At 63.6% G+C, this 19,732-nt stretch carries 17 protein-coding genes and 1 pseudogene; 14 read left to right on the top strand and 4 right to left on the bottom strand.

All coding sequences use genetic code 11. The features are described 5' to 3' along the window. Window positions 1–173: 173 nt before the first annotated feature. Both ABJ196_RS02270 and ABJ196_RS02265 read left to right on the top strand, forming a co-directional pair. Window positions 174–623, top strand: coding sequence for a hypothetical protein (locus ABJ196_RS02270; protein ID WP_347305042.1), 450 nt, complete (start codon window positions 174–176; stop codon window positions 621–623). Further along, window positions 623–934 (top strand): transcriptional regulator, encoded by a 312-nt coding sequence (locus ABJ196_RS02265; RefSeq protein WP_347305041.1) that lies wholly within the window; start codon window positions 623–625, stop codon window positions 932–934. Before ABJ196_RS02270 ends, ABJ196_RS02265 begins: the two co-directional genes overlap by 1 nt. Here the strand turns inward: ABJ196_RS02265 and ABJ196_RS02260 are convergent. The 3 genes from ABJ196_RS02260 to ABJ196_RS02250 all read right to left on the bottom strand — a co-directional run bounded on the left by ABJ196_RS02260 (window position 898) and on the right by ABJ196_RS02250 (window position 4,587). Beyond that, the gene (locus ABJ196_RS02260; RefSeq protein WP_347305040.1) at window positions 898–2,145 is read right to left on the bottom strand and encodes a glycosyltransferase family 87 protein; all 1,248 of its coding nucleotides are present in this window, start codon (window positions 2,143–2,145) and stop codon (window positions 898–900) included. The genes ABJ196_RS02265 and ABJ196_RS02260 overlap by 37 nt on opposite strands. A gap of 76 nt (window positions 2,146–2,221) precedes the next feature. Next, complete coding sequence (gene ilvD, locus ABJ196_RS02255; RefSeq protein ID WP_347305039.1) at window positions 2,222–4,075, bottom strand: dihydroxy-acid dehydratase; 1,854 nt, start codon at window positions 4,073–4,075, stop codon at window positions 2,222–2,224. A gap of 29 nt (window positions 4,076–4,104) precedes the next feature. Further along, window positions 4,105–4,587, bottom strand: a complete 483-nt coding sequence (locus tag ABJ196_RS02250; protein ID WP_347305038.1) for a PH domain-containing protein — start codon at window positions 4,585–4,587, stop codon at window positions 4,105–4,107. A gap of 370 nt (window positions 4,588–4,957) precedes the next feature. On the opposite strand from ABJ196_RS02250, the gene ABJ196_RS02245 reads away from it, so the two are divergent. From ABJ196_RS02245 to ABJ196_RS02190, 12 genes are all read left to right on the top strand, one after another. Continuing rightward, window positions 4,958–6,820, top strand: a complete 1,863-nt coding sequence (locus tag ABJ196_RS02245; RefSeq protein ID WP_347305037.1) for an acetolactate synthase large subunit — start codon at window positions 4,958–4,960, stop codon at window positions 6,818–6,820. A gap of 5 nt (window positions 6,821–6,825) precedes the next feature. Then, window positions 6,826–7,341: an acetolactate synthase small subunit gene (gene ilvN / locus ABJ196_RS02240; RefSeq protein ID WP_066493401.1), complete on the top strand. Its 516-nt coding sequence runs from the start codon at window positions 6,826–6,828 to the stop codon at window positions 7,339–7,341. 124 nt (window positions 7,342–7,465) lie between these two features. Then, complete coding sequence (gene ilvC / locus ABJ196_RS02235) at window positions 7,466–8,482, top strand: ketol-acid reductoisomerase (RefSeq protein ID WP_347305036.1); 1,017 nt, start codon at window positions 7,466–7,468, stop codon at window positions 8,480–8,482. A gap of 138 nt (window positions 8,483–8,620) precedes the next feature. Next, window positions 8,621–10,411 (top strand): DUF262 domain-containing protein, encoded by a 1,791-nt coding sequence (locus ABJ196_RS02230; protein ID WP_347305035.1) that lies wholly within the window; start codon window positions 8,621–8,623, stop codon window positions 10,409–10,411. Next, entirely contained in the window at window positions 10,395–11,285 is an 891-nt protein-coding gene (locus tag ABJ196_RS02225; RefSeq protein ID WP_347305034.1) for a hypothetical protein, read from the top strand. The genes ABJ196_RS02230 and ABJ196_RS02225 overlap by 17 nt, the downstream gene beginning before the upstream one ends. Window positions 11,286–11,349: 64 nt before the next feature. Beyond that, window positions 11,350–12,936 (top strand): phosphoglycerate dehydrogenase, encoded by a 1,587-nt coding sequence (gene serA / locus ABJ196_RS02220; protein WP_347305033.1) that lies wholly within the window; start codon window positions 11,350–11,352, stop codon window positions 12,934–12,936. A gap of 98 nt (window positions 12,937–13,034) precedes the next feature. Beyond that, window positions 13,035–14,048 carry a 3-isopropylmalate dehydrogenase gene (locus ABJ196_RS02215; RefSeq protein WP_347305032.1) on the top strand — a complete coding sequence of 338 codons (1,014 nt, stop codon included), beginning with the start codon at window positions 13,035–13,037 and terminating at the stop codon, window positions 14,046–14,048. Between the two features lie 36 nt (window positions 14,049–14,084). Next, window positions 14,085–15,509: a cell wall-binding repeat-containing protein gene (locus tag ABJ196_RS02210; protein WP_347305031.1), complete on the top strand. Its 1,425-nt coding sequence runs from the start codon at window positions 14,085–14,087 to the stop codon at window positions 15,507–15,509. 11 nt (window positions 15,510–15,520) lie between these two features. Further along, window positions 15,521–17,368 carry a DUF294 nucleotidyltransferase-like domain-containing protein gene (locus tag ABJ196_RS02205; protein ID WP_347305030.1) on the top strand — a complete coding sequence of 616 codons (1,848 nt, stop codon included), beginning with the start codon at window positions 15,521–15,523 and terminating at the stop codon, window positions 17,366–17,368. A 23-nt stretch (window positions 17,369–17,391) separates the two neighbouring features. Continuing rightward, entirely contained in the window at window positions 17,392–18,024 is a 633-nt protein-coding gene (locus ABJ196_RS02200) for an exonuclease domain-containing protein (protein WP_347305029.1), read from the top strand. A gap of 81 nt (window positions 18,025–18,105) precedes the next feature. Beyond that, window positions 18,106–18,903 carry a fumarylacetoacetate hydrolase family protein gene (locus ABJ196_RS02195; protein ID WP_347305028.1) on the top strand — a complete coding sequence of 266 codons (798 nt, stop codon included), beginning with the start codon at window positions 18,106–18,108 and terminating at the stop codon, window positions 18,901–18,903. A 26-nt stretch (window positions 18,904–18,929) separates the two neighbouring features. After that, window positions 18,930–19,514, top strand: coding sequence for a class I SAM-dependent methyltransferase (locus ABJ196_RS02190; RefSeq protein ID WP_347305027.1), 585 nt, complete (start codon window positions 18,930–18,932; stop codon window positions 19,512–19,514). Here ABJ196_RS02190 and ABJ196_RS02185 read toward each other — a convergent pair. Further along, window positions 19,511–19,732 (bottom strand): annotated as a pseudogene (locus ABJ196_RS02185) (HNH endonuclease); the annotation flags it as partial. The gene ABJ196_RS02190 and the pseudogene ABJ196_RS02185 sit on opposite strands and share 4 nt — an antisense overlap.

The following is a 19,732-nucleotide window of genomic DNA, read 5'->3' as shown; positions in this document are numbered from 1 at the left end:
CCCGTCGCAGTTCGCTGCGGCGGGCTTTTGCTTTGTCTTGTTTAGCCACAACGTCCGAATAAGCGGCGAAAAATTGAAAATTCTCGACCTTATTCGGGGGTTTCGGCTAATAACCCCTTGCTTTCCAGAGCGGAAAATGAAACAGTTTCCATAGAGGAAAACAAGGAGGAATGATGAACGATGAAGTTCGTGAGGCCCTGGGATACCAGGCCGGAGTTCAGGAAAAGGCACATCGGACGACCGCCGCGCCGGTGTGGATGGCGGTGCTCTTTGGCCTTGTCTACGGCGTTTCCATTTTCGTTCTTGCACTGAACCGAGGAGGGTGGCAGAGCTTTCTCACGATGGGAGGGTTGTTCGTAGTTCTCTGCGTCCTGGCGTGGCAGATTGCCCGTCTGTCCAAGGTGCGCCCGGCTATGCGCCAGGATCCGTTTACGCAGCCGAAGGTGAGCAAGAGTTTCTACGCGGCCCTCAGCTTCATGTTGTGGCCGTTGTTCGTCGACCTCATCAATAATTTCTTTGATCCCATGCCGGTGTGGCCGTGCGTTCTCTTCGGGGCGTGCGCTACGGCGCATAGTGCCTGGATGCTCCGCAGTGGCGCGTTGATGAACCCGGGAGTGCAGTGATGGCGGCGCTTGATCCGGTCATTCACCCGCTCAATCGCTTCAAAATCTGCGCGGCGCTCAACGCGTTTGGGGCGGTTGAGGGGCAGGTCCGCAAGGAGATGAAGTTTGCGGCGCTGCGTGACGAGGTAGGGCTCTCGGATGCGACGCTGTCCAAGCAGCTGGGCACGCTCGAGGAACATGGTTATGTCTCACGCTTTCGTGAGTATGGCTCCTCGCGCGGCAAGGACACCGTGTGGGTCATGCTCACCACGGCCGGAAAGTCGGCGTTCGAGGGTCACTTGGCGGCGCTGCGCGAGGTGGTCGGGGACTGAGTGCGGGCGAAGCACAGAGCGAAGAGCGTGAAAGCGATAACGGCCAGCCACACGAAGTCATCGACGAGGAACTTCTGGAAGAAGGGCATGCCGTAGACGTCGATTTGGTCGCCGAACCACCACTTGGGCGGGACGGTGAGCAGCATAGCGGCCCAGGCGACGAGGACGGCCATGAGTCCGCCGGTAAGCCACGTACGGGTTTCAAAGACGCGGTAGATGAGTACCGGGATGATGAGCGCGAGCCAGACCCAGTGGTGGGACCAGGAGACGGGGGAGATGAGCAGCATGACGACGGCGGCGGTCATCCAGGCTTCGGTGTCCCAGCCGCGGTGGACGAGGCGGCGGATGAGCAGCGCACCGAGGACGACGGTGAGCAGCGCCGCGGCGAGCCACAGGAGGTTGATAAGCGTGCCGTGGGCCTCGGCGGCCTCTTTGGAGGTAAATAGACGCTGGATGACGGCCTTGAGCGAGGAGTTGGACTGGTAGTCCGTGCCCACACCAAAGTCGCCGCCGGAGCCCATCTGCAGCAGTTTGGTGGAGAAGAACTCGACGAAAACCTGCCAGCGCACCGCGGCGGCGAGCAGCGTTGCGATGACGGCCGATGCGGCTGCGGTGAGGATGGGCTTCCATTCCTTGCGGACCAGGAAGTAGAGCAGGATGGCCAGCGGCGTGATCTTGATAGCGGCAGCGACGCCGATGAGCCAGCCTTGGGGGAGAAAGCGCTTGCGGGGAACAAGATCGGCGACGACGAGCGCCATGACCACGATGTTGATTTGGGCGAAGCCATCGTTGAGGCGGACGGGCTCAAAGTTAAGGGCTAGGGCCCAGACGGGCAGGATGGCCCACCAGATGTCGCTGCGCTTCGTCACGGCGCGGAAGATACCGAAGAGGCAGGCGAGGATCGCGAGGTCTGAGATGACGATCATGATGTCGCCGGCCATCGAATCCGTAATGCCGGAGAAGATGGTGAGCGGCACCATGAACAGTGCGCCGAAGGGCGGGTAAATAAATGGCAGCTTGAGGTCGCCAGCCATCATGGGTTCCGCGTAGACGGACCGGCCGTCGAGGAAGGCCTTCACACCTTCGCGGTAGATGATCATGTCCACCGGGAAGTCCGTCACGAGGACGTGCTGAATGATGGTGGCGAGGCCACCCAGCGCGCCGAGGACGGCGAGGGTGAGGCGGAAGGCGGGATTCTCAAGCAGTTTCATCGCTAGATAACTCTAGGCCATCCGCGCGTGAAAACGGCGAAGCCCTCCTGTCGGGGCAACAGGAGGGTCGATATGCCTAGTTGACGAAGCCGTCGACAACGCGGACGGCGCCGCGGTCAGCGGAGGTCGCCATGTTGGCGTAGGCGCGCAGCGCCTTGGTCACCTGGCGGTTGCGGTTGACCGGAGTCCAGGGGTTCTCGCGGGACTCCTGGGCGTTGCGACGATCCGCGATGACGGTCTCATCGACCTCGAGGGTGAGTGTGCGCTCGTGGATGTCGATGGTGATGGTGTCGCCATTTTCGACCAGGCCGATGAGTCCGCCGTGGGCGGCTTCCGGGGAGATGTGGCCGATGGACAGGCCGGAGGTACCGCCGGAGAAACGGCCATCCGTGATAAGCGCGCAAGCCTTGCCCAGGCCCGAGCCTTTGAGGAAGGAGGTCGGGTGGAGCATTTCCTGCATGCCCGGGCCGCCGGACGGGCCCTCGTAGCGGATGACGATGACGTCGCCCGGCTGGACCTCGTGCTTCAAGATGATGGAGACGGCTTCTTCCTGGGACTCGACCACGCGGGCAGGACCGGAGAACGTCCACAGTTCCTCGTCGACGCCGGCGGCCTTGACGATGGCGCCATTGGGGGCCAAGTTGCCACGCAGGACAACGAGGCCGCCGTCGGAGGAGAAAGAGTGGTCCACGGAGTGGATGCAGCCGTTCTCCGCGTCGGTGTCGAGGGTCTCCCACTGGGAGGACTGGGAAAAGGGCTCGGTGGTGCGCACGCCGCCAGGGGCTGCATGGAAGAGCTCGGTGGCTTCATCGATGGCCTTGCCGCCACGGATGTCCCAGTCGTTGAGCCAGCCGTCGACCGTGTCGTAGGCGACGGTGTGGACGGACTCGTCGATGAAGCCGCCGCGGCGCAGCTCGCCGAGGATGGCGGGGATGCCGCCGGCACGGTGGACGTCCTCGATGTGGTAGTTGCCGTTGGGAGCCACCTTGGAGATACACGGCACCTTGTAGGACAGGTTGTTGATGTCCTCGAGGGTGAAGTCGACCTCGCCCTCCTGGGCGGCGGCAAGCGTGTGGAGGATGGTGTTGGTAGAACCACCCATGGCCATGTCGAGCGCCATGGCGTTGGTGAAGGCTTCCTTCGTCGCGATATTGCGCGGCAGGACGGACTCGTCTTCCTCACCGTAGTAGCGCTGGCACAGATCCATGATGGTGGCGCCGGCCTTCTCAAAAAGCGAACGGCGAGCGGTGTGGGTGGCCAGCGTGGTGCCGTTGCCCGGCAGGGAGAGGCCGAGGGCCTCGGTGAGGCAGTTCATCGAGTTCGCGGTAAACATACCGGAGCAGGAGCCACAGGTCGGGCAGGCGGCTGCCTCGATGGCGGTCAGCCCCTCGTCGGAGACCTGCTCGTTGGCGGTCGCGTTGATGGCGGTGATGAGGTCGGTGGGTGCATGTGCCACGCCGTCGACGACGACGGCCTTGCCGGCTTCCATCGGGCCGCCGGAGACGAAGATGGTGGGGATGTTGAGGCGGAGTGCTGCGTTGAGCATGCCCGGGGTGATCTTGTCGCAGTTGGAGATACATACGAGGGCATCGGCAGTGTGCGCGTTGACCATGTACTCAATGGAGTCGGAGATGATCTCGCGCGACGGCAGCGAGTAGAGCATGCCCTGGTGTCCCATGGCGATGCCGTCATCAACGGCGATGGTGTTGAATTCCTTGGGCACGCCGCCCGCGGCGCGGACGGCCTCGGCCACGATGTCGCCGACGTTTTTGAGGTGGACGTGGCCCGGAACGAACTGGGTGTAGGAGTTGGCGATGGCGACGATCGGCTTGCCAAACTCGTGTTCCTTGGTGCCGGTGGCGCGCCACAGGGCGCGGGCGCCGGAGGCCTGGCGGCCGACGGTGGTTACTTTGGAGCGCAGGGGAAACATGGGGAGTCCTTGTTTATGTTCGGGTGAGTTTAAGCGTCGGGGTGAGTGCGCTTGTAGTCGGCGAATTCTTCCTTGGTGAGAAGAATCTGCTCGCCGTCGCGGTGGATGATGACGACCTTTTCCTCGGCGGCGTACCGGCCGGCGGTGAGAGCGTCGGGGATGCGGCCGCGGGAGGCATCGGAAAGCTGGGGCAGCGAGTTGAACGTGACGCCGGGCAGGCTGTGGTCCTTGCCGGCGGCATCGGAAGCGAATGTGCGGGAACCTTTGAAACCGATGCCGCGGAAGTTATCCCAGTCGAGGTGCACGTTGCCGCGGAAGGCGTAGCCAATATCAATGCCGTCTTCGGAGACCGTGGTGCGGGCTTTGAGTACCCACCAGATCCACAGGACGGGGAAGATCAACAGCCAACCGAGTTTGAGTGGTGCCCACGCGATGCCGATGATGGCGATCATCGCAATGAGCACAATGGCGAGGATATGGGTGCGATCCGGCCTGAAGGTGTGCGCATTCATGTCAATAGACACTAGTGGACACGGCGGGGAGGTGCGTAACGGGGGCGACCGTCCGAGTGTGAGAAATCCGGCTCACCTCGTGAGATGATTGTTTCAATATGTGAAATGGGGGTATCAAGTGGCGGGATAGCCTATCGAGTGTAAGATAGAAACCATGATCATTATTCGACTTCAGCTTGTAGTACCGGACGCGGCGCCTGCCGCAACGGCATAAGTTGTCGTTGATTAGAGCAAGCGCCCTCGCCAGTTGCACACACCGCAACTGAGACGGGGGCTTTGTTGTTGGAGGACCACCTTCATCCTTCACAGATCGCACGGCGCCACACCCGCGGCACCGTAAAAATAAACAAGCTTTGACCCCAAGGAGTAATTGACCGTGGCAGCATCACCGTCGCCGACCCCGGCTTCGCTCGCCAAGTCGACGTCCGGCGCCAAGAAGGGCACCGAGCGCATGACTGGCGCGCAGGCCATCGTCCGCACCCTCGAAGATTTGGGCACTGACCTTGTATTCGGCATTCCGGGCGGCGCCGTGTTGCCGCTGTACGATGCCCTCTATGCCTCTACGAAGCTGCGTCACGTGCTCGTCCGCCACGAGCAGGGCGCGGGCCACGCGGCGGAAGGCTATGCACAGGCCTCCGGCAAGGTGGGCGTGTGCATTGCGACCTCCGGCCCAGGCGCGACCAACCTTGTGACCCCGATTGCGGACGCGAACCTAGACTCCGTTCCCATCGTCGCCATTACCGGACAGGTGGGCTCGAGCCTGTTGGGTACGGACGCCTTCCAGGAGGCGGATATCCGTGGCGTGACCATGCCGATTACGAAGCACAATTTCATTGTCACGGATCCGCAGGAGATCCCGGAAGCAATCGTCGCGGCCTTCCATCTTGCCTCCACGGGGCGTCCGGGTCCTGTCCTCGTCGACATTCCCAAAGACGTCCAAAACGGCTACCTCGATTATTCCTACCCGCCGCAGCTGGACTTGCCGGGCTACAAGCCGACCACGACGCCGCACCCGCGTCAGATTTCTTCGGCGGTAAAACTCATCGCGAAGTCCGAGCGTCCGGTGCTGTACGTGGGCGGCGGCGTCATTAAGGCCAATGCGCACCGCGAGCTCCTGGAGTTCGCGGAGTACACGGGCATTCCGGTGGTGACGACGCTCATGGCGCTGGGTTCTTTCCCGGACTCGCACCCGCTGCACATGGGTATGCCAGGCATGCACGGTACGGTGCCGGCTGTGGCCGCCATGCAGCGTGCGGATCTTCTTATTACGATTGGCGCGCGCTTCGACGACCGCGTGACGGGCGACTTGAACACCTTTGCGCCGGGCGCCAAGGTTATTCAGGCAGATATCGATCCAGCCGAAGTGGGCAAGCTGCGCGAGGTTGAGGTCCCGATTGTGGGCGACGCCCGCGAGGTTCTGCTCCAGTTGACGAAGACGTACCAGGGCAAGGCGAAGCTCAATCCGCCGGACATCGAGGATTGGATTGCGTACCTGGAGGATATGAAGGAGCGTTTCCCGCGCGGCTGGAAGCCCACCGCGGACGGCAAGCTTAACCCGCAGTTCGTCCTGGAGAAGCTCTCGGAGACCGTCGGACCGGAGGCTATCTACGTCGCTGGCGTGGGCCAGCACCAGATGTGGTCGGCGCAGTTCATCGACTTCGAGAATCCTCGCACGTGGATCAACTCGGGCGGCGCGGGCACGATGGGTTACTCCATCCCGGCGGCACTGGGCGCCAAGGCCGCCATGCCGGAGAAGGAAGTCTGGGCGATCGATGGCGACGGCTGCTTCCAGATGACGAACCAAGAGCTGGCCACCGCCGCGGTGGAAGGCTTCCCGCTCAAGGTTGCCGTGATTAATAACGGCAACTTGGGTATGGTCCGCCAGTGGCAAACCCTCTTCTTCGACGAGCACTACTCGCATACCAAGCTGCGCGAGGCCGACCATTACCTGCCGGATTTTGTGAAGTTGACGGAAGCTTTGGGCTGCGAGGCGATTCGCGTGACTACTGAGGACGAGGTCGTGCCCGCTATTGAGCGCGCCCGCGCCATCAATGACCGCCCCGTTGTCATCGACTTCATTGTCGGCGAGGACGCTCAGGTGTGGCCGATGATTGCGGGTGGAGCTTCGAACGAGGAGATTCAGTACGCGCTGGGTCTGCGACCGCTCTTTGATGACAACACGTCCGCGGCGGAAGAACCCGCCGACATCCACGAGGCCCTGGAGGAGGCTTAAATACCATGGCAGCAACCGATATCACTCGCCACACCCTCTCCGTCCTCGTGCAGGACGTGGAAGGCATCATCTCCCGCGTCACCGGCATGTTCTCTCGTCGCGGCTACAACCTCATCTCGCTTGTGTCAGCGAAGACGGAGGTGGAGGGCATCAACCGCCTCACCATCGTCGTCGATGCGAATGACATCGTGACGGAGCAGGTGACCAAGCAGCTCAACAAGCTCATCCACGTCCTCAAGGTCGTAGAGCTCGATGAGGAGACCACTATTTCGCGCGCGATCATGCTCGTGAAGGTCTCGGCTAATAACGACAACCGCGCGCAGGTCGTCGGTGCGGTCGACATCTTCCGTGCTCGCGTTGTTGACGTCGCTCCCGAGTCTGTCGTCATCGAGGCGACGGGCACCCCGGGCAAGCTGCGTGCGCTGCTGGATGTGCTCGAGCCCTTTGGTATTCGCGAGCTCATTCAGTCCGGTCGCGTCGCATTGGGCCGCGGTCCGAAGTCGATGGCGCCCACGAAATAACCCCAAATTTCCCGCCAATTGAGACAAACTGAAAAATTTGTCTCAGATAATGAACACTTTTCTTCTATCGTGTGCTAGAAATAAAGAAAGCACTCGCACGAACCAACAGTAAGGATTGACACTCATGGCAATTGAGACGTTCTACGACGCAGATGCAGATCTGTCCATCATCCAGGGCCGCAAGGTCGCCATCATCGGCTACGGCTCCCAGGGCCACGCGCACGCGCAGAACCTGCGCGACTCTGGCGTTGAGGTTGCTGTCGGTCTGCGTGAAGGCTCCAAGTCTCGCGTGAAGGCCGAAGAGGCCGGCTTCAAGGTCCTCACCAACGCGGAGGCCGCCAAGTGGGCCGACGTCGTCATGCTGCTGGCTCCGGATACGTCCCAGGCGCAGATCTTCACCGAGGACATTGAGCCCAACCTGGAGGCAGGCAACGCCCTGTTCTTCGGCCACGGCCTTAATATCCACTTCGAGCTCATCAAGCCGGCTGCTGACATCACCGTTGGCATGGTTGCGCCGAAGGGTCCGGGCCACCTCGTCCGTCGCCAGTTTGTCGACGGCAAGGGTGTTCCTTGCCTCATCGCCACTGCGCAGGACCCGAAGGGGGAGGGCCACGACCTGTCCCTGTCCTACGCCGCTGCTATCGGTGGCGCCCGCGCCGGCGTCATCCCCACCACCTTCAAGGCGGAGACCGAGACTGACCTCTTCGGCGAGCAGGTTGTCCTCTGTGGTGGCCTGGAGTACCTCATCATGGGCGGCTTCGAGACCCTCGTTGAGGCTGGCTACGAGCCGGAGATGGCCTACTTCGAGTGCCTGCACGAGATGAAGCTCATCGTCGACCTCATCTTCGAGGGCGGCCTGGCCAATATGAACTACTCCATCTCTGATACCGCTGAGTTCGGTGGCTACGTCTCCGGCCCGCGCATCATCGATGACTCTGTCAAGGCTCGCATGAAGGACGTTCTCAAGGACATCCAGGACGGCACCTTCGTCAAGCGCCTCGTCGCCAACGTTGAGGGTGGCAACAAGGAGCTCGAGGGCATGCGCGCCGAGGTCTCCAGCCACCCGATTGAGAAGACTGGCTCCACGCTTCGCGACATGATGAGCTGGGTCAAGGTCGACGCTCGCGAGCAGACCGCTTAAGCTCTTCGCACTCAAGCCCTCCTGCGATACACGCGGGAGGGCTTTTGCATGCCTGCTTTTGGCTCCGTTTGTGTGAGATATGCCCTGGGATCGCTTTTATGCGGGCGGGTGTTCCCTTTGCGGGGTACCCTCGGGCACATGGGTTTTACAACGCCAAGCTTTGATCTCACCGACCTGTTCGCCCGCATCGAGCGCGGCGATATTCAGTTGCCCGATTTCCAGCGTCACTACGCCTGGGATGAAGATCGCATCCGCTCGCTCATCGTCACCGTCCTGCGCGGTTACCCGGTGGGCGCGCTCATGGTGCTCGATACTCGTAACGAGCCCATGCGTTTCCGCCCGCGCCCGCTCACCGGTGCGCCGAATACCGGCGTGAACCCGGGCCTGTTGCTCCTCGATGGCCAGCAGCGCCTCACCACGTTGTACCACTGCTTCCGCGGCGAAGGCCGCGTCAATACCAAGGACTTCCGCAATAAGAAGATCACCCGCACCTTCTACGTCGACGTGCGCAAGGCCGTCTCCAACGAGCTCATGCCGGACGAGGCCGTGTTCGCAGTGAATCAGGATGGCATGATGCGCTCGCACTTCGGCCCGGACCTGGAGCGCATCCCGGACCGCGCCACCGCGCTGGAAGCTGGTTGCATTCCGGTCGCCGATCTCCTCTTTGAGGACGGCACCAAGGCCCTCTTCGAGTTGGCTGCCTCCGGCGACGCTGAGCTTGCCGATGCCGCCGTGGCGTTCCACAACCGCATCCTCCGCCCGCTTGCAGGCTACGATATCCCGATCATCCGCCTGTCCCGCGAGACCGAGCGTGCTGGCGTGGGCCAGGTCTTCGCCCAGGCGAATAGCTCCGGCCTGCAGATGGATGTCTTCGATCTGCTCACCGCGGTCTTCGCCAGCGAGGACGAGAACTTCCACTTGGCGGAGGACTGGGCCGAGACCGAGAAGCTGCTGCGTCGCCACGGCGCGCTCGACGCCATCGGACGCACGGAGTTCCTCTCGGCCGTCTCTCTGCTCGCGACCTCGCTGCGCGGACATGCCTCCGGCACGCGCGAAGACATCCTGTCGCTGTCCCTGCCGGAGTACAAGGACGCGACGAAGACGCTGCGCGTGACCATGGCGGAGGTCGCCTCCTTCCTGTCCGAGCGCTGCATTTTGAGCCACGAGCAGGTGCCGTTCTCCAAGCAGATCGTGCCGCTGTCCGTCATCCTTGCGCGTCTCGTCTCCGAGCCCGGAGCGTTGTCCACTCAAGAGGCGTGGGACAAGATCAACCGTTGGTTCTGGTCCGGCGTCTTTGGCGAGCTCTACGGTTCTTCCGCCGTGACGCAGCGCTCCGGCCGTGACGTCGACGAGGTTGTCGCCTGGGTGCTGGGTACCACGGACGTAGAGCCGAAGACCGTGCGTGACACTGACTTCCGCGAATCCCGCCTGCTGTCTGCGGATTCCACGACGGGCATCTTCAAGGCGCTCGACGCGCTGCTCATGGCCCGCGGCGCCCGTGATTGGCGCACCGGCCGCGTCTTCGACAAGAACTCCTTTTCCGAGCTCAAGCCGGGTTTCTTTCCGGTCTTCCCGCTCGCCTGGTGCGAGAAGAACGGCGTCGATCCCGTCCTCGCGGCGTCCGTGCTCAACCGTACGCCCATGGGCAAGCGCACCGAGGTCGTCCTCGAGGGCCGCTCGCCGCAGCGCTACCTGCCGCGCCTGCAGTCCAAGTCGATCCTCGACGACGCTGATTTCGACGCCGTCCTCGCCTCGCACGAGATCGACCCGACGACGCTCCACACCTCGGATTGGAAAGGCTTCTTCGCCGACCGCCGCGAGCGTTTCATTGGCATGGTCGAGTACGCCATCGGCAAGCCGGTCATCCGCGACGTGAACGAAAACGACCTGGGCGGCGGTGATGAGGGGCCGAATGCCTTCGTGCGGTAGATTTCTCGCCGCCTGTGCCTGCACGCTGCTCCTCGCGGGCTGCGCACAGGACGCCCACGTAGCTGTGCCCACGAATATCACGGAATTGCCGGACTCGGAGATCAACCTCGAGCAGGCCCGCGCACAAAACGTCAACGGCTTCGTGTCGAAGGATTTTGAGGGACACATCAGCGTGCTCACGGACGCTACGGGCGTCGACGCCGTGCGCACTTTCTTCCCAGACTCGGAATCGCTCATCATTGCAGAAGATTCCGATGCCACCGCGCTGCGCGCCGCGTCCCTGTCCGTCGCTCAGCGCGTACCCATGGTCACGTATGGGGAAGACGCGCGTACGGATATCATGGGGCTCGTCAACGAGCTGGGGGTCTCGCGCATCGTCCTCGTCGGCGACGTGCCACTGGCGTCCAACACGGCCGGTTCCCTGACCGTCATCAAGGACAATGGGTTCACCCGCGCGATGGGGGAGTTCACCGCCTTCGAGTTCACGAGCCAGGTCATTGCGGACCCGCAGCGCATGGTCGCCGCGGTTGCCAACCTCGATAGCGCGAAGCACATCGAGCTCAAGGCCGCGTGGCAGCCGCTCACGCGCTACGAGGACATCAAGCGCGTCGAGCCGCTGCCTGCGCAATCGCGCCGCGACGCCCAGATGTCGCCGATTGTTGTCGCGACGCCCACGACGCCCATTGCCGCGGTCGCGAATGCCGTGGCCTTTGGCGCGTCCGTGCGCGTCATGCCCTCGGGCGACCCGACCGCGTCGAAAGCGGCGTACGCGATGGTGGCGGGTCTAGAAAATGGCCCGCTGGTGGCATTGGGCAGCGATTTCGGTGATGCCAGCCTATTGTCCGACCGAATTGGACAAGGCTGGCATGAATAGATTACAATTCGGCGTATCTTATACACCCCACTGACATTTCCCTCAAGGGAAAAGAAGGAAAGTAATGTCGAAGCCGGTAGTCCTCATCGCTGACAAGCTCGCTCAGTCCACTGTGACTGCACTGGGAGAGGGGGTGGAGGTCCGCTGGGTCGACGGTCCCAACCGTGCCGAGCTCCTCGCCGCTGTCCCGGAAGCCGACGCGCTGCTTGTCCGTTCCGCCACCACGGTCGATGAGGAAGTTCTCGCCGCCGCGACGAATCTCAAGATCGTCGGCCGTGCCGGCGTGGGTCTCGACAACGTGGACATCCCGGCTGCCACCGCGCGCGGCGTCATGGTCGTCAACGCTCCGACCTCCAATATCCACTCCGCGTGCGAGCACGCCATCGCGCTGCTCATGGCCACCGCCCGTCAGCTTCCTTCGGCTGACGCCTCCCTCCGCGGTGCCGAGTGGAAGCGTTCCTCCTTCAAGGGCGTGGAAATCTACGGCAAGACCGTCGGTATCGTCGGCTTCGGCCACATTGGCCAGCTCTTCGCGCAGCGCCTCGCCGCGTTCGAGACCACCATCATTGCCTACGATCCGTACGCGAACCCGGCCCGCGCCGCCGCCCTGGGCGTCGAGCTCGTCGAACTCGAAGACCTTATGGCGCGCGCTGACTTCGTGACCATCCACCTGCCGAAGACCCCGGAGACCGCAGGCATGTTCGACGCGAAGCTGCTGGCCAAGGCGAAGGAAGGCCAGATCCTCATCAACGCTGCCCGCGGTGGTCTCGTCGATGAACAGGCCCTCGCCGACTCCATCAAGGCTGGCCGCCACCGTGGCGCTGGCTTCGACGTCTACGCCACCGAGCCCTGCACCGACTCGCCGCTCTTCGCGCTGCCGCAGGTCACGGTCACCCCGCACCTGGGCGCGTCGACCGTCGAGGCGCAGGACCGTGCCGGTACTGACGTTGCAGCCTCCGTGCTCAAGGCCCTCAACGGCGAGTTCGTTGCGGATGCCGTCAACGTCCAGGGCGGCCGCGTCGGCGAAGAGGTCGCCGGCTGGCTCGAGATTGCCCGCAAGCTCGGTCTCACCGCTGGTGCGTTGCTCGACAAGGCGCCGGTCGCCATCGAGGTCGAGGCCTGCGGCGAGCTGTCCACTGAGGACGTCGAGGCCCTGGGCCTGTCCGCCGTCCGCGGCCTGTTCTCCCGCGTCGTCTCCGAGCCGGTCACCTTCGTCAACGCCATGCAGATCGCAGAGACCCGCGGCGTCGACGTCTCCGTGCGCACCAACGCTGAGTCCAAGGGCCACCGTTCCTCGCTGCGCGTGAAGGTCATCGCCGCCGACGGCGACTCCTCGCAGCTGACTGGTGCTCTTACCGGCATCGACGGCGTCGAGAAGTTCGTCCGTATCAACGGCCGCGGCGTCGACATGCGCGCTACCGGCCGCAACATCTTCTTCCGCTACGCGGACAAGCCGGGCGCACTGGGCACCGTCGGTACCGCGCTGGGTGCGGAGGGGATCAACATCCAGGCCGCTGCCCTGACCCAGGGCAAGGTTGCGGAGTCCGCAGTCCTCATCCTCCGCGTCGATCGCGAGGTCCCGGAGGCTCTCGTTGAGTCCATCTCGGCGAAGCTCGAGGCTGAGGCCTTCCAGTTCGAGCTCAGCGAGTAAACACCCCACTCTGAAACGGGCGTCACCGGATGGTGGCGCCCGTTTCTGCGTGCTACACTAGCCAGAAAATCCATCAGGCGAGAAAGGAATCCCGCAAAATGAAACTCGCGGTTATTGGTGGCGACGGTATCGGCCCGGAAGTCACGGCAGAAGCGCTCAAGGTTCTCTGCGCCGTGCGCGACGATATCGAGACGACCGAGTACGACCTCGGTGCGCGTCGCTACCTGCGCAACGGGGAACTGCTCACCGAGGATGATCTGGCCTCCCTGCGCGAACATGACGCCATTCTGCTCGGCGCCATCGGCGCCCCGGGCTCCGTGCCGCCGGGCATTCTCGAACGCGGCCTGCTGCTCAAGATGCGCTTTGCACTTGACCACCACGTCAACCTGCGTCCGTCCAAGCTGTATCCGACGTCGACCTCGCCGCTGGCTCATCCCGGTGACATCGACTTCGTCGTCGTCCGCGAGGGCACCGAGGGCCTCTACTGTGGCAACGGCGGCACGTTGAGGGAGGGTACCCCGCACGAGGTCGCTTCCGAGGTCTCCCAAAACACCCGCTTCGGAGTCGAGCGCGTCGTGCGTGATGCCTTTGCGCGCGCCCAGAAGCGCCGCAAGCACGTCACGCTCGTGCACAAGACGAATGTGCTCGTCAACGCCGGTTCGCTGTGGCAGCGCACCGTCGACGAGGTCGCACAGGAATTCCCGGATGTGACGGTCGACTACAACCACATTGATGCCGCGACCATCTACATAGTCACGGACCCGTCCCGCTACGACGTCATCGTTACCGACAACCTTTTTGGCGACATTTTGACGGACCTTGCTGGCGCCGTGACCGGCGGCATCGGCCTAGCGGCCTCCGGCAATATCGATGCCTCCGGCACCAACCCGTCCATGTTCGAGCCCGTCCACGGCTCGGCCCCGGATATTGCGGGCCAGGGCATTGCGGACCCGACTGCCGCCATCCTGTCGGGCGCTATGCTGCTGCGCCACCTGGGTGACGAGGCGGGCGCGCAGCGCATTGAGAAGGCGGTTGCCGAGGACGTCTCCGCCCGCGGCGATGCCCCCATTCGTACGACTGAGGTGGGCGACCGAATCGCCGCCGCAGTCTAGACCACATTCCTGGGAGCGCCCTGTAGCATTAGGCCAATGACTACAGTGCGCTCCCTTCGTACATTTTCGGCCGCCGTCCTCGCCGCGAGTGCCCTCGCTCTCGGCAGCTGCTCCAGCACGCCTGAAACGCAGCCGTCTCAGGAGACCACCGCGCCGAGCGCGCCCACGGTGATGGCCGACGCGTCTTCTTTCTTCGATGCTACGGAGGAGGCCGTCGTCACGGATAAAGACCATGCGCTCGTCGGCGCCGAGACCGCAGTCGACAAGGGCATCCCCATGTTTTTCGATGGCGCGGATACCGCGGCGCAGCTGGAGAAACTCGGCGTGACCAAGGTATACACGGCCGGGAACGTGGGGACCTATGAGAATGCGGAGGCTTTGGAGAAGGGGGCATCGGCAAGCGATCCTTTCGGGGATATGCAGACCGTCGCTGGCATGACGCCGCCGAAGACGCGTGACGTCACGGCGCTCGTTACGGCGGAGGCCGGATTGGCAGATATTGCCACGGCACGCGCCGCGGGCGCGACCGTGATGCCGCTTGCGGTGGGTGACCCGCGCGCGACGAAGGCGTCCATGGATGCCGTGACCAAGGGCAACGTCGTGGCGCTGGGCCCGGCGTTTGGCACACAGGAAAACTTTGACCGGAGGGTCGAGCTCGCCGCGAATGGCGAGCTGCCTGGCGGCGGCGGACTCGTCTTCCCGGGCCGACGCATGGTGGCGCTCTACGGGCACCCGTCGGGACCGGCGCTGGGTGTTATGGGCGAGCAGGACCCGGCCGGCTCGGTCGCGAAGGTCAAGGAACTCGCGGCGCAGTATCAGCAGCTCACGGATTACCCGGTCATTCCGGCCTTCGAGGTCATCGCGACGGTGGCCTCCGGCGGCCCGGGACCGGATGGCAACTACTCGAATGAGACGGACCCGGCGGAGCTGGAGCCCTACGTCGACGCCATTGTCGACGCGGGAGGCTACGCCGTCCTTGACCTGCAGCCAGGCCGCGCGAGTCTGCTCGAGCAAGCGAAGCGCTACGAGGACCTGCTCTCGCGCCCCAACGTGGGACTTGCGCTTGACCCCGAGTGGAAGATTGGTCCGGATGAGCAGCCGATGGAAAACATCGGCCACGTCGAGGCCGCAGAGGTCAACGAGGTCGCAGACTGGCTGGCGGGGTTAGTCTCCGAGAAGAAGCTGCCGCAGAAAGCGCTCGTGCTGCACCAGTTCCAGCTGCAGATGATTCGCGACCGCGAGACCATCAATACAGACCACCCGGAGCTTGCCTTCGTCCTTCACGCGGATGGCCACGGGCCGACCGATGTCAAGATGGAGACGTGGAACATGATGCGGGAAGGCCTGAGCCCGAATTTCTTCATGGCATGGAAGAACTTCATTGACGAAGACCAGCCCATGCTTACACCGGAGGGGACATTTTCTGTCGAACCGCGCCCATGGTTCGTCAGTTACCAGTAATCTAGCCCACTATGAACACCCCCACCGTCGAGCTTGAGGAGGTCACGGGCTTCCTCGCCCAACACGAACCCTTTTCGCGCCTGCCTCATCTCGCCGCGTTGACGTCAGAGCTCAGCGTGCTCTACGCCCGCCGCGGCACACAGCTGCTGAGGGCGGGCGAACGGGGCGATAACCTCTACATCATCCGCTCGGGCGCGGTGGACGTGGTCAGCGAGGAAGGCCAGCTCGTGGACCGCCGCGGGGCGGGGGAGTCCTTGGCCTACTCGACGCTCGTCGAGGACCCCGTTTCGTGCTATACCTTTGACGTCGTCGAGGACTGTCTGCTCCTTGTGCTGCCGCGCGCCGCTTTTCAGGCAGTCTCCGCGGAGAATCCGGACCTCGCGCGCTTTTACGACACGGAGGCCCGCCGTGCTTCCCACCTCGCGCACGAGCTGCAGGAGGACTCGACGGAGTTGCTGCGCACGCGCCTGTCTGAGATGACGCTGCGGCCGGTACAATCTGTGTCTCCTGATGCCACCATCGCCGAGGCCGCCCGCGCCATGACGCAGGCGGAGACATCTTCGCTGCTCGTCCTCGACGACGGCCAGCTGCGCGGCATCGTCACGGACCGTGACTTGCGCACCCGGGTTCTTGCGGCGAACCTGGATCCGTCCGAGCCTGTGCGTCGCATTATGACGGAGAATCCACTGTCCGTGCGTCCCGACGCCATGGCCATGGAAGTCCATCTCCTCATGACGGAGCGCGGTTTCCACCACATGCCGGTGGTCGGCGACCGCGTCCTCGGCGTCGTCACGGATTCGGAGATCGCCCGGCTCCTGCATGCGGATCCCATCTTTGTTGCCGCGGATTTGTCCCGCCGCAGCAGCCTCGCGGAGCTTCACGGCGCGTTTACTGAGGCCGCGACACTCGCCGTGCGCTATATCGATCGCGGCTCGAGCCCCCAGGAGGTCGCGAACATCATTACGATGGCCGCGGACGCTTTGGCCCGCCGCCTGTGCCAACTCGCGGAGCTCGAGCTTGGCCCGCCGCCCGTGCCATACGCCTTCGTCGCGGTTGGCTCCCAGGGCCGCCGGGAAATGGGTCTCGCCTCGGATCAGGACAACGCGCTTGTCCTCGACAACTCCTATGACGCGGAGGCCCACGGCGAGTACTTCGCACGCCTCGCCGAGTTCGTCTGCCGTGGCCTCGACGCCGGCGGCCAGTCCTTGTGCCCGGGCGACATGATGGCCAAGAACCCGCGATGGCGCATGACGGTCGCGCAGTGGGAACAGACCTTTGCAACGTGGACCGCTGCACCGGAGCCCGATGCCCTGCTCCATGCCCAGGTATTCTTCGACTTCCGCGCGGTCGCGGGCACCCTCGCGCTGGGCGAGCGCGTCCACGCCGCGGCCGTCGCGGCAGCGACCTCGCAGCGCCTCCACGCACACCTGGCGAGCCTTGCCGCCCGCCGCGAGCCGCCGCTGACGTTCTTCCGCGGCCTCGTGGTCGAGCGCGACGGCCAGCACGTCAACACCCTCGATATCAAGAAGGGCGGCACCGCCGGCATCGTCCAAATGGCGCGCCTCTTCGCCCTTGCCGCAGGTTCGACAGCCCTCGAGACCGATGAGCGTCTTACCTCGGCTGCCGGAAAAAGCGTCTCCGCCGCCGGAGCTCACGAGCTTGCCGATGCCCACTCGGTCCTCCGCGCACTCACCCTCCGCCACCAATCCCTTCAAGTCCGGGCTGGGCAAACCCCGAACTATCGCATCGACCCCGCGCAGCTCAGCCGTCTTGAGCGCGAACAGTTGCGCGACGCCTTCCGCATTATCAAGTCGATGCAGAACGCCTTGGCCACCAAGTATCCTGTACGCAATATCTAATTCTTGAGGGAGGAGGCTCGTCCATGCTGACTCGTTTCTTCACGCGTAGAAAGTTGGACCTCGACCCGCCCGAAAAATCCACGCCGCTCGCCAAGGTGGAGTTTCTCGCCGTCGATTTTGAAACCACCGGCTTCGACTCCAGTCGCGACCGCATTGTCTCCATGGGCTGGGTTCCCGTGCGTGGCCAACTCATCGCGCTTGGTCTGGCTGGCTACCACGTCATCCGCGGCGTCGAGGTGGGGGAGTCCGCCACCCTCCATGGCATCACCCACGACGAGTCCGCCCACGGCACTCCGCTTGCCGATGCCCTCGATGCCCTCCTGGCCGCACTCCACGGCCGCGTTCTCCTCGCGCACTTCGCCAGCATCGAGGCTGATTTTCTCGACGCTGCCTGCCTCGAGCTGCGCGGCGAGCTACCCACGCTCACCATTGCGGACACCTTCGCGCTGGAGCGACGTCGCATGGAGCGTACCGGTACCGTGCCTCGTGGCGAGGACCTTCGGCTTGCCCGCGTGCGCGAGCGCTATGGGCTACCGCGCTACGGCAGCCACAACGCGCTGTCCGATGCCCTCGCGTGCGGCGAGCTCTTCCTCGCTCAACAGTCCCATATGAACGCCGTAAAACTCGGCGACGTCGTCACCGAGCGCAGAATTTAATGCATAGCCCTTTCCATGCGCCACAGCTGTTAATCCCACCTTTGCACGTGTGCTAACCCTGCCCTGAGTATGATTGCCCCCATGCGCTTAGGACGAATTGCACACCAAGAAGGACTTTGTTTCGCCATCATCGAAGGCGAGCCCGGCTCGCTCGTTGCGAAGGAAATTTCCGGCACCCCGTTTACCCCGCCGGAGACCACCGGCCGCGAGTTTAAGGAAGGCGAATTCCGCCTCCTCGCGCCGACGCTGCCCACCAAGGTCGTCGCGCTCGGCCGCAACTACGCCGACCACGTCGCCGAGGTCTTCGCCAAGTCAGCAGACGACCTGCCGCCGACCATCTTCGTTAAGCCGTCCACCGCCGTTATCGGTCCGGGCGCTCCTATCAAGATCCCGGAGTTCGCCACCAACGTCGAGTTCGAGGGCGAGCTCGCCGTCGTCATCTCCAAGGTTTCCAAGAATATCGATCCGGAGCGCTGGCAGGATCACGTCCTTGGCTTCCTTATTTGCAACGACGTCTCGTCCCGTGACCTCCAGTTCAAGGATGGCCAGTGGGCACGTGCCAAGGGCATTGACACTTTCTGCCCGCTCGGTCCCTGGATCGAGACCGACATCAACAAGTTCGATCTCGATGACACCAAGATCAACGCCTACCTCACCCACGATGGCGTCCGCGAACAGAAGCAGGACTCCAACACCAACCAGATGATTGTGAAGATGGGCGGCATCCTCGCCGAGATCTCCCAGTCCATGACCCTGCTGCCCGGCGACGTTGTCACGACCGGTTCCCCGGCGGGCACCGCGCCCATGGTCCCGGGCGACTCCATTGAGATCGAGATTCCCGGCATTGGTTCGCTCACGAATCCCATCGAGCGCGCCTAAGCACTCCTGCCAGTAGCATTGGTGCAATGACACAGCACCAACATCACCACGAGCACAAGGGTCCTGGATACCAGCCCACCGCCGAGGAAATGGAAGCCCGCTACCTCGAGTCCGAGCAACTGTGGTCCGGCAACCCCAACTCCACGCTTGTCGATTACGCAGGCACGCTCAAGCCCGGCACTGCCCTTGACATCGGCTGCGGCGAAGGCGCGGACTTGGCCTGGCTCGATGCGCACGGCTGGGACGCCGAGGGCATCGACTTCGCGCCTACCGCCGTCGCCCGCACCCGCGCACACGGATTAATCGCTCGCGTCGCAGACTTCGCCGAGCTCGGCGGCACAACCTATGACTTGGTCTCGGTCCACTACGGCGGCATCCCCGCCACCACGGACGCAGTCGCTCGTCTCGAGTCGCTCGTCGCTCCCGGCGGCACGCTCCTCTTCGTCCACCACGATATGGAATCCGATGAGGTCGCCATGCCAGAATGGCTCGCCGAACAGCTCACGCAGCTCGAGGTCGTCGAATTATCCCGCCGCGACCGTCACGTCACGCACGGCGCCGGGGCCATGCATCACAGCGACGTCATCCTCGTCGCTCGTCGTCACTCCTAGTCTGCGAAGCTGGTCTCCTCCGGTTCGGGCAGCGGGATGAGGTTGCGCTCGGCGGCGAGCTGTTCGGTGCGCTGGGAAATGGTCTGGCGCCACCGCTGGGCCATAATCCCCTGCGGCTCCGTCGACTCCCACGTGCCATCCTCAAACAACCAGTACACAAACCCGGTGACGGGGTCGAAGAGATAATCACACCGGCGGTCCGTCTTGGCGTTGTGATG

The sequence above is a fragment of the Corynebacterium sp. SA-MJD20WY100 genome (assembly GCF_039822565.1).
Lineage (GTDB): Bacteria > Actinomycetota > Actinomycetes > Mycobacteriales > Mycobacteriaceae > Corynebacterium > Corynebacterium phoceense_A.
Note: the sequence above shows the minus strand (reverse complement) of the source record. Positions and strands in the feature narration are given on the sequence as shown.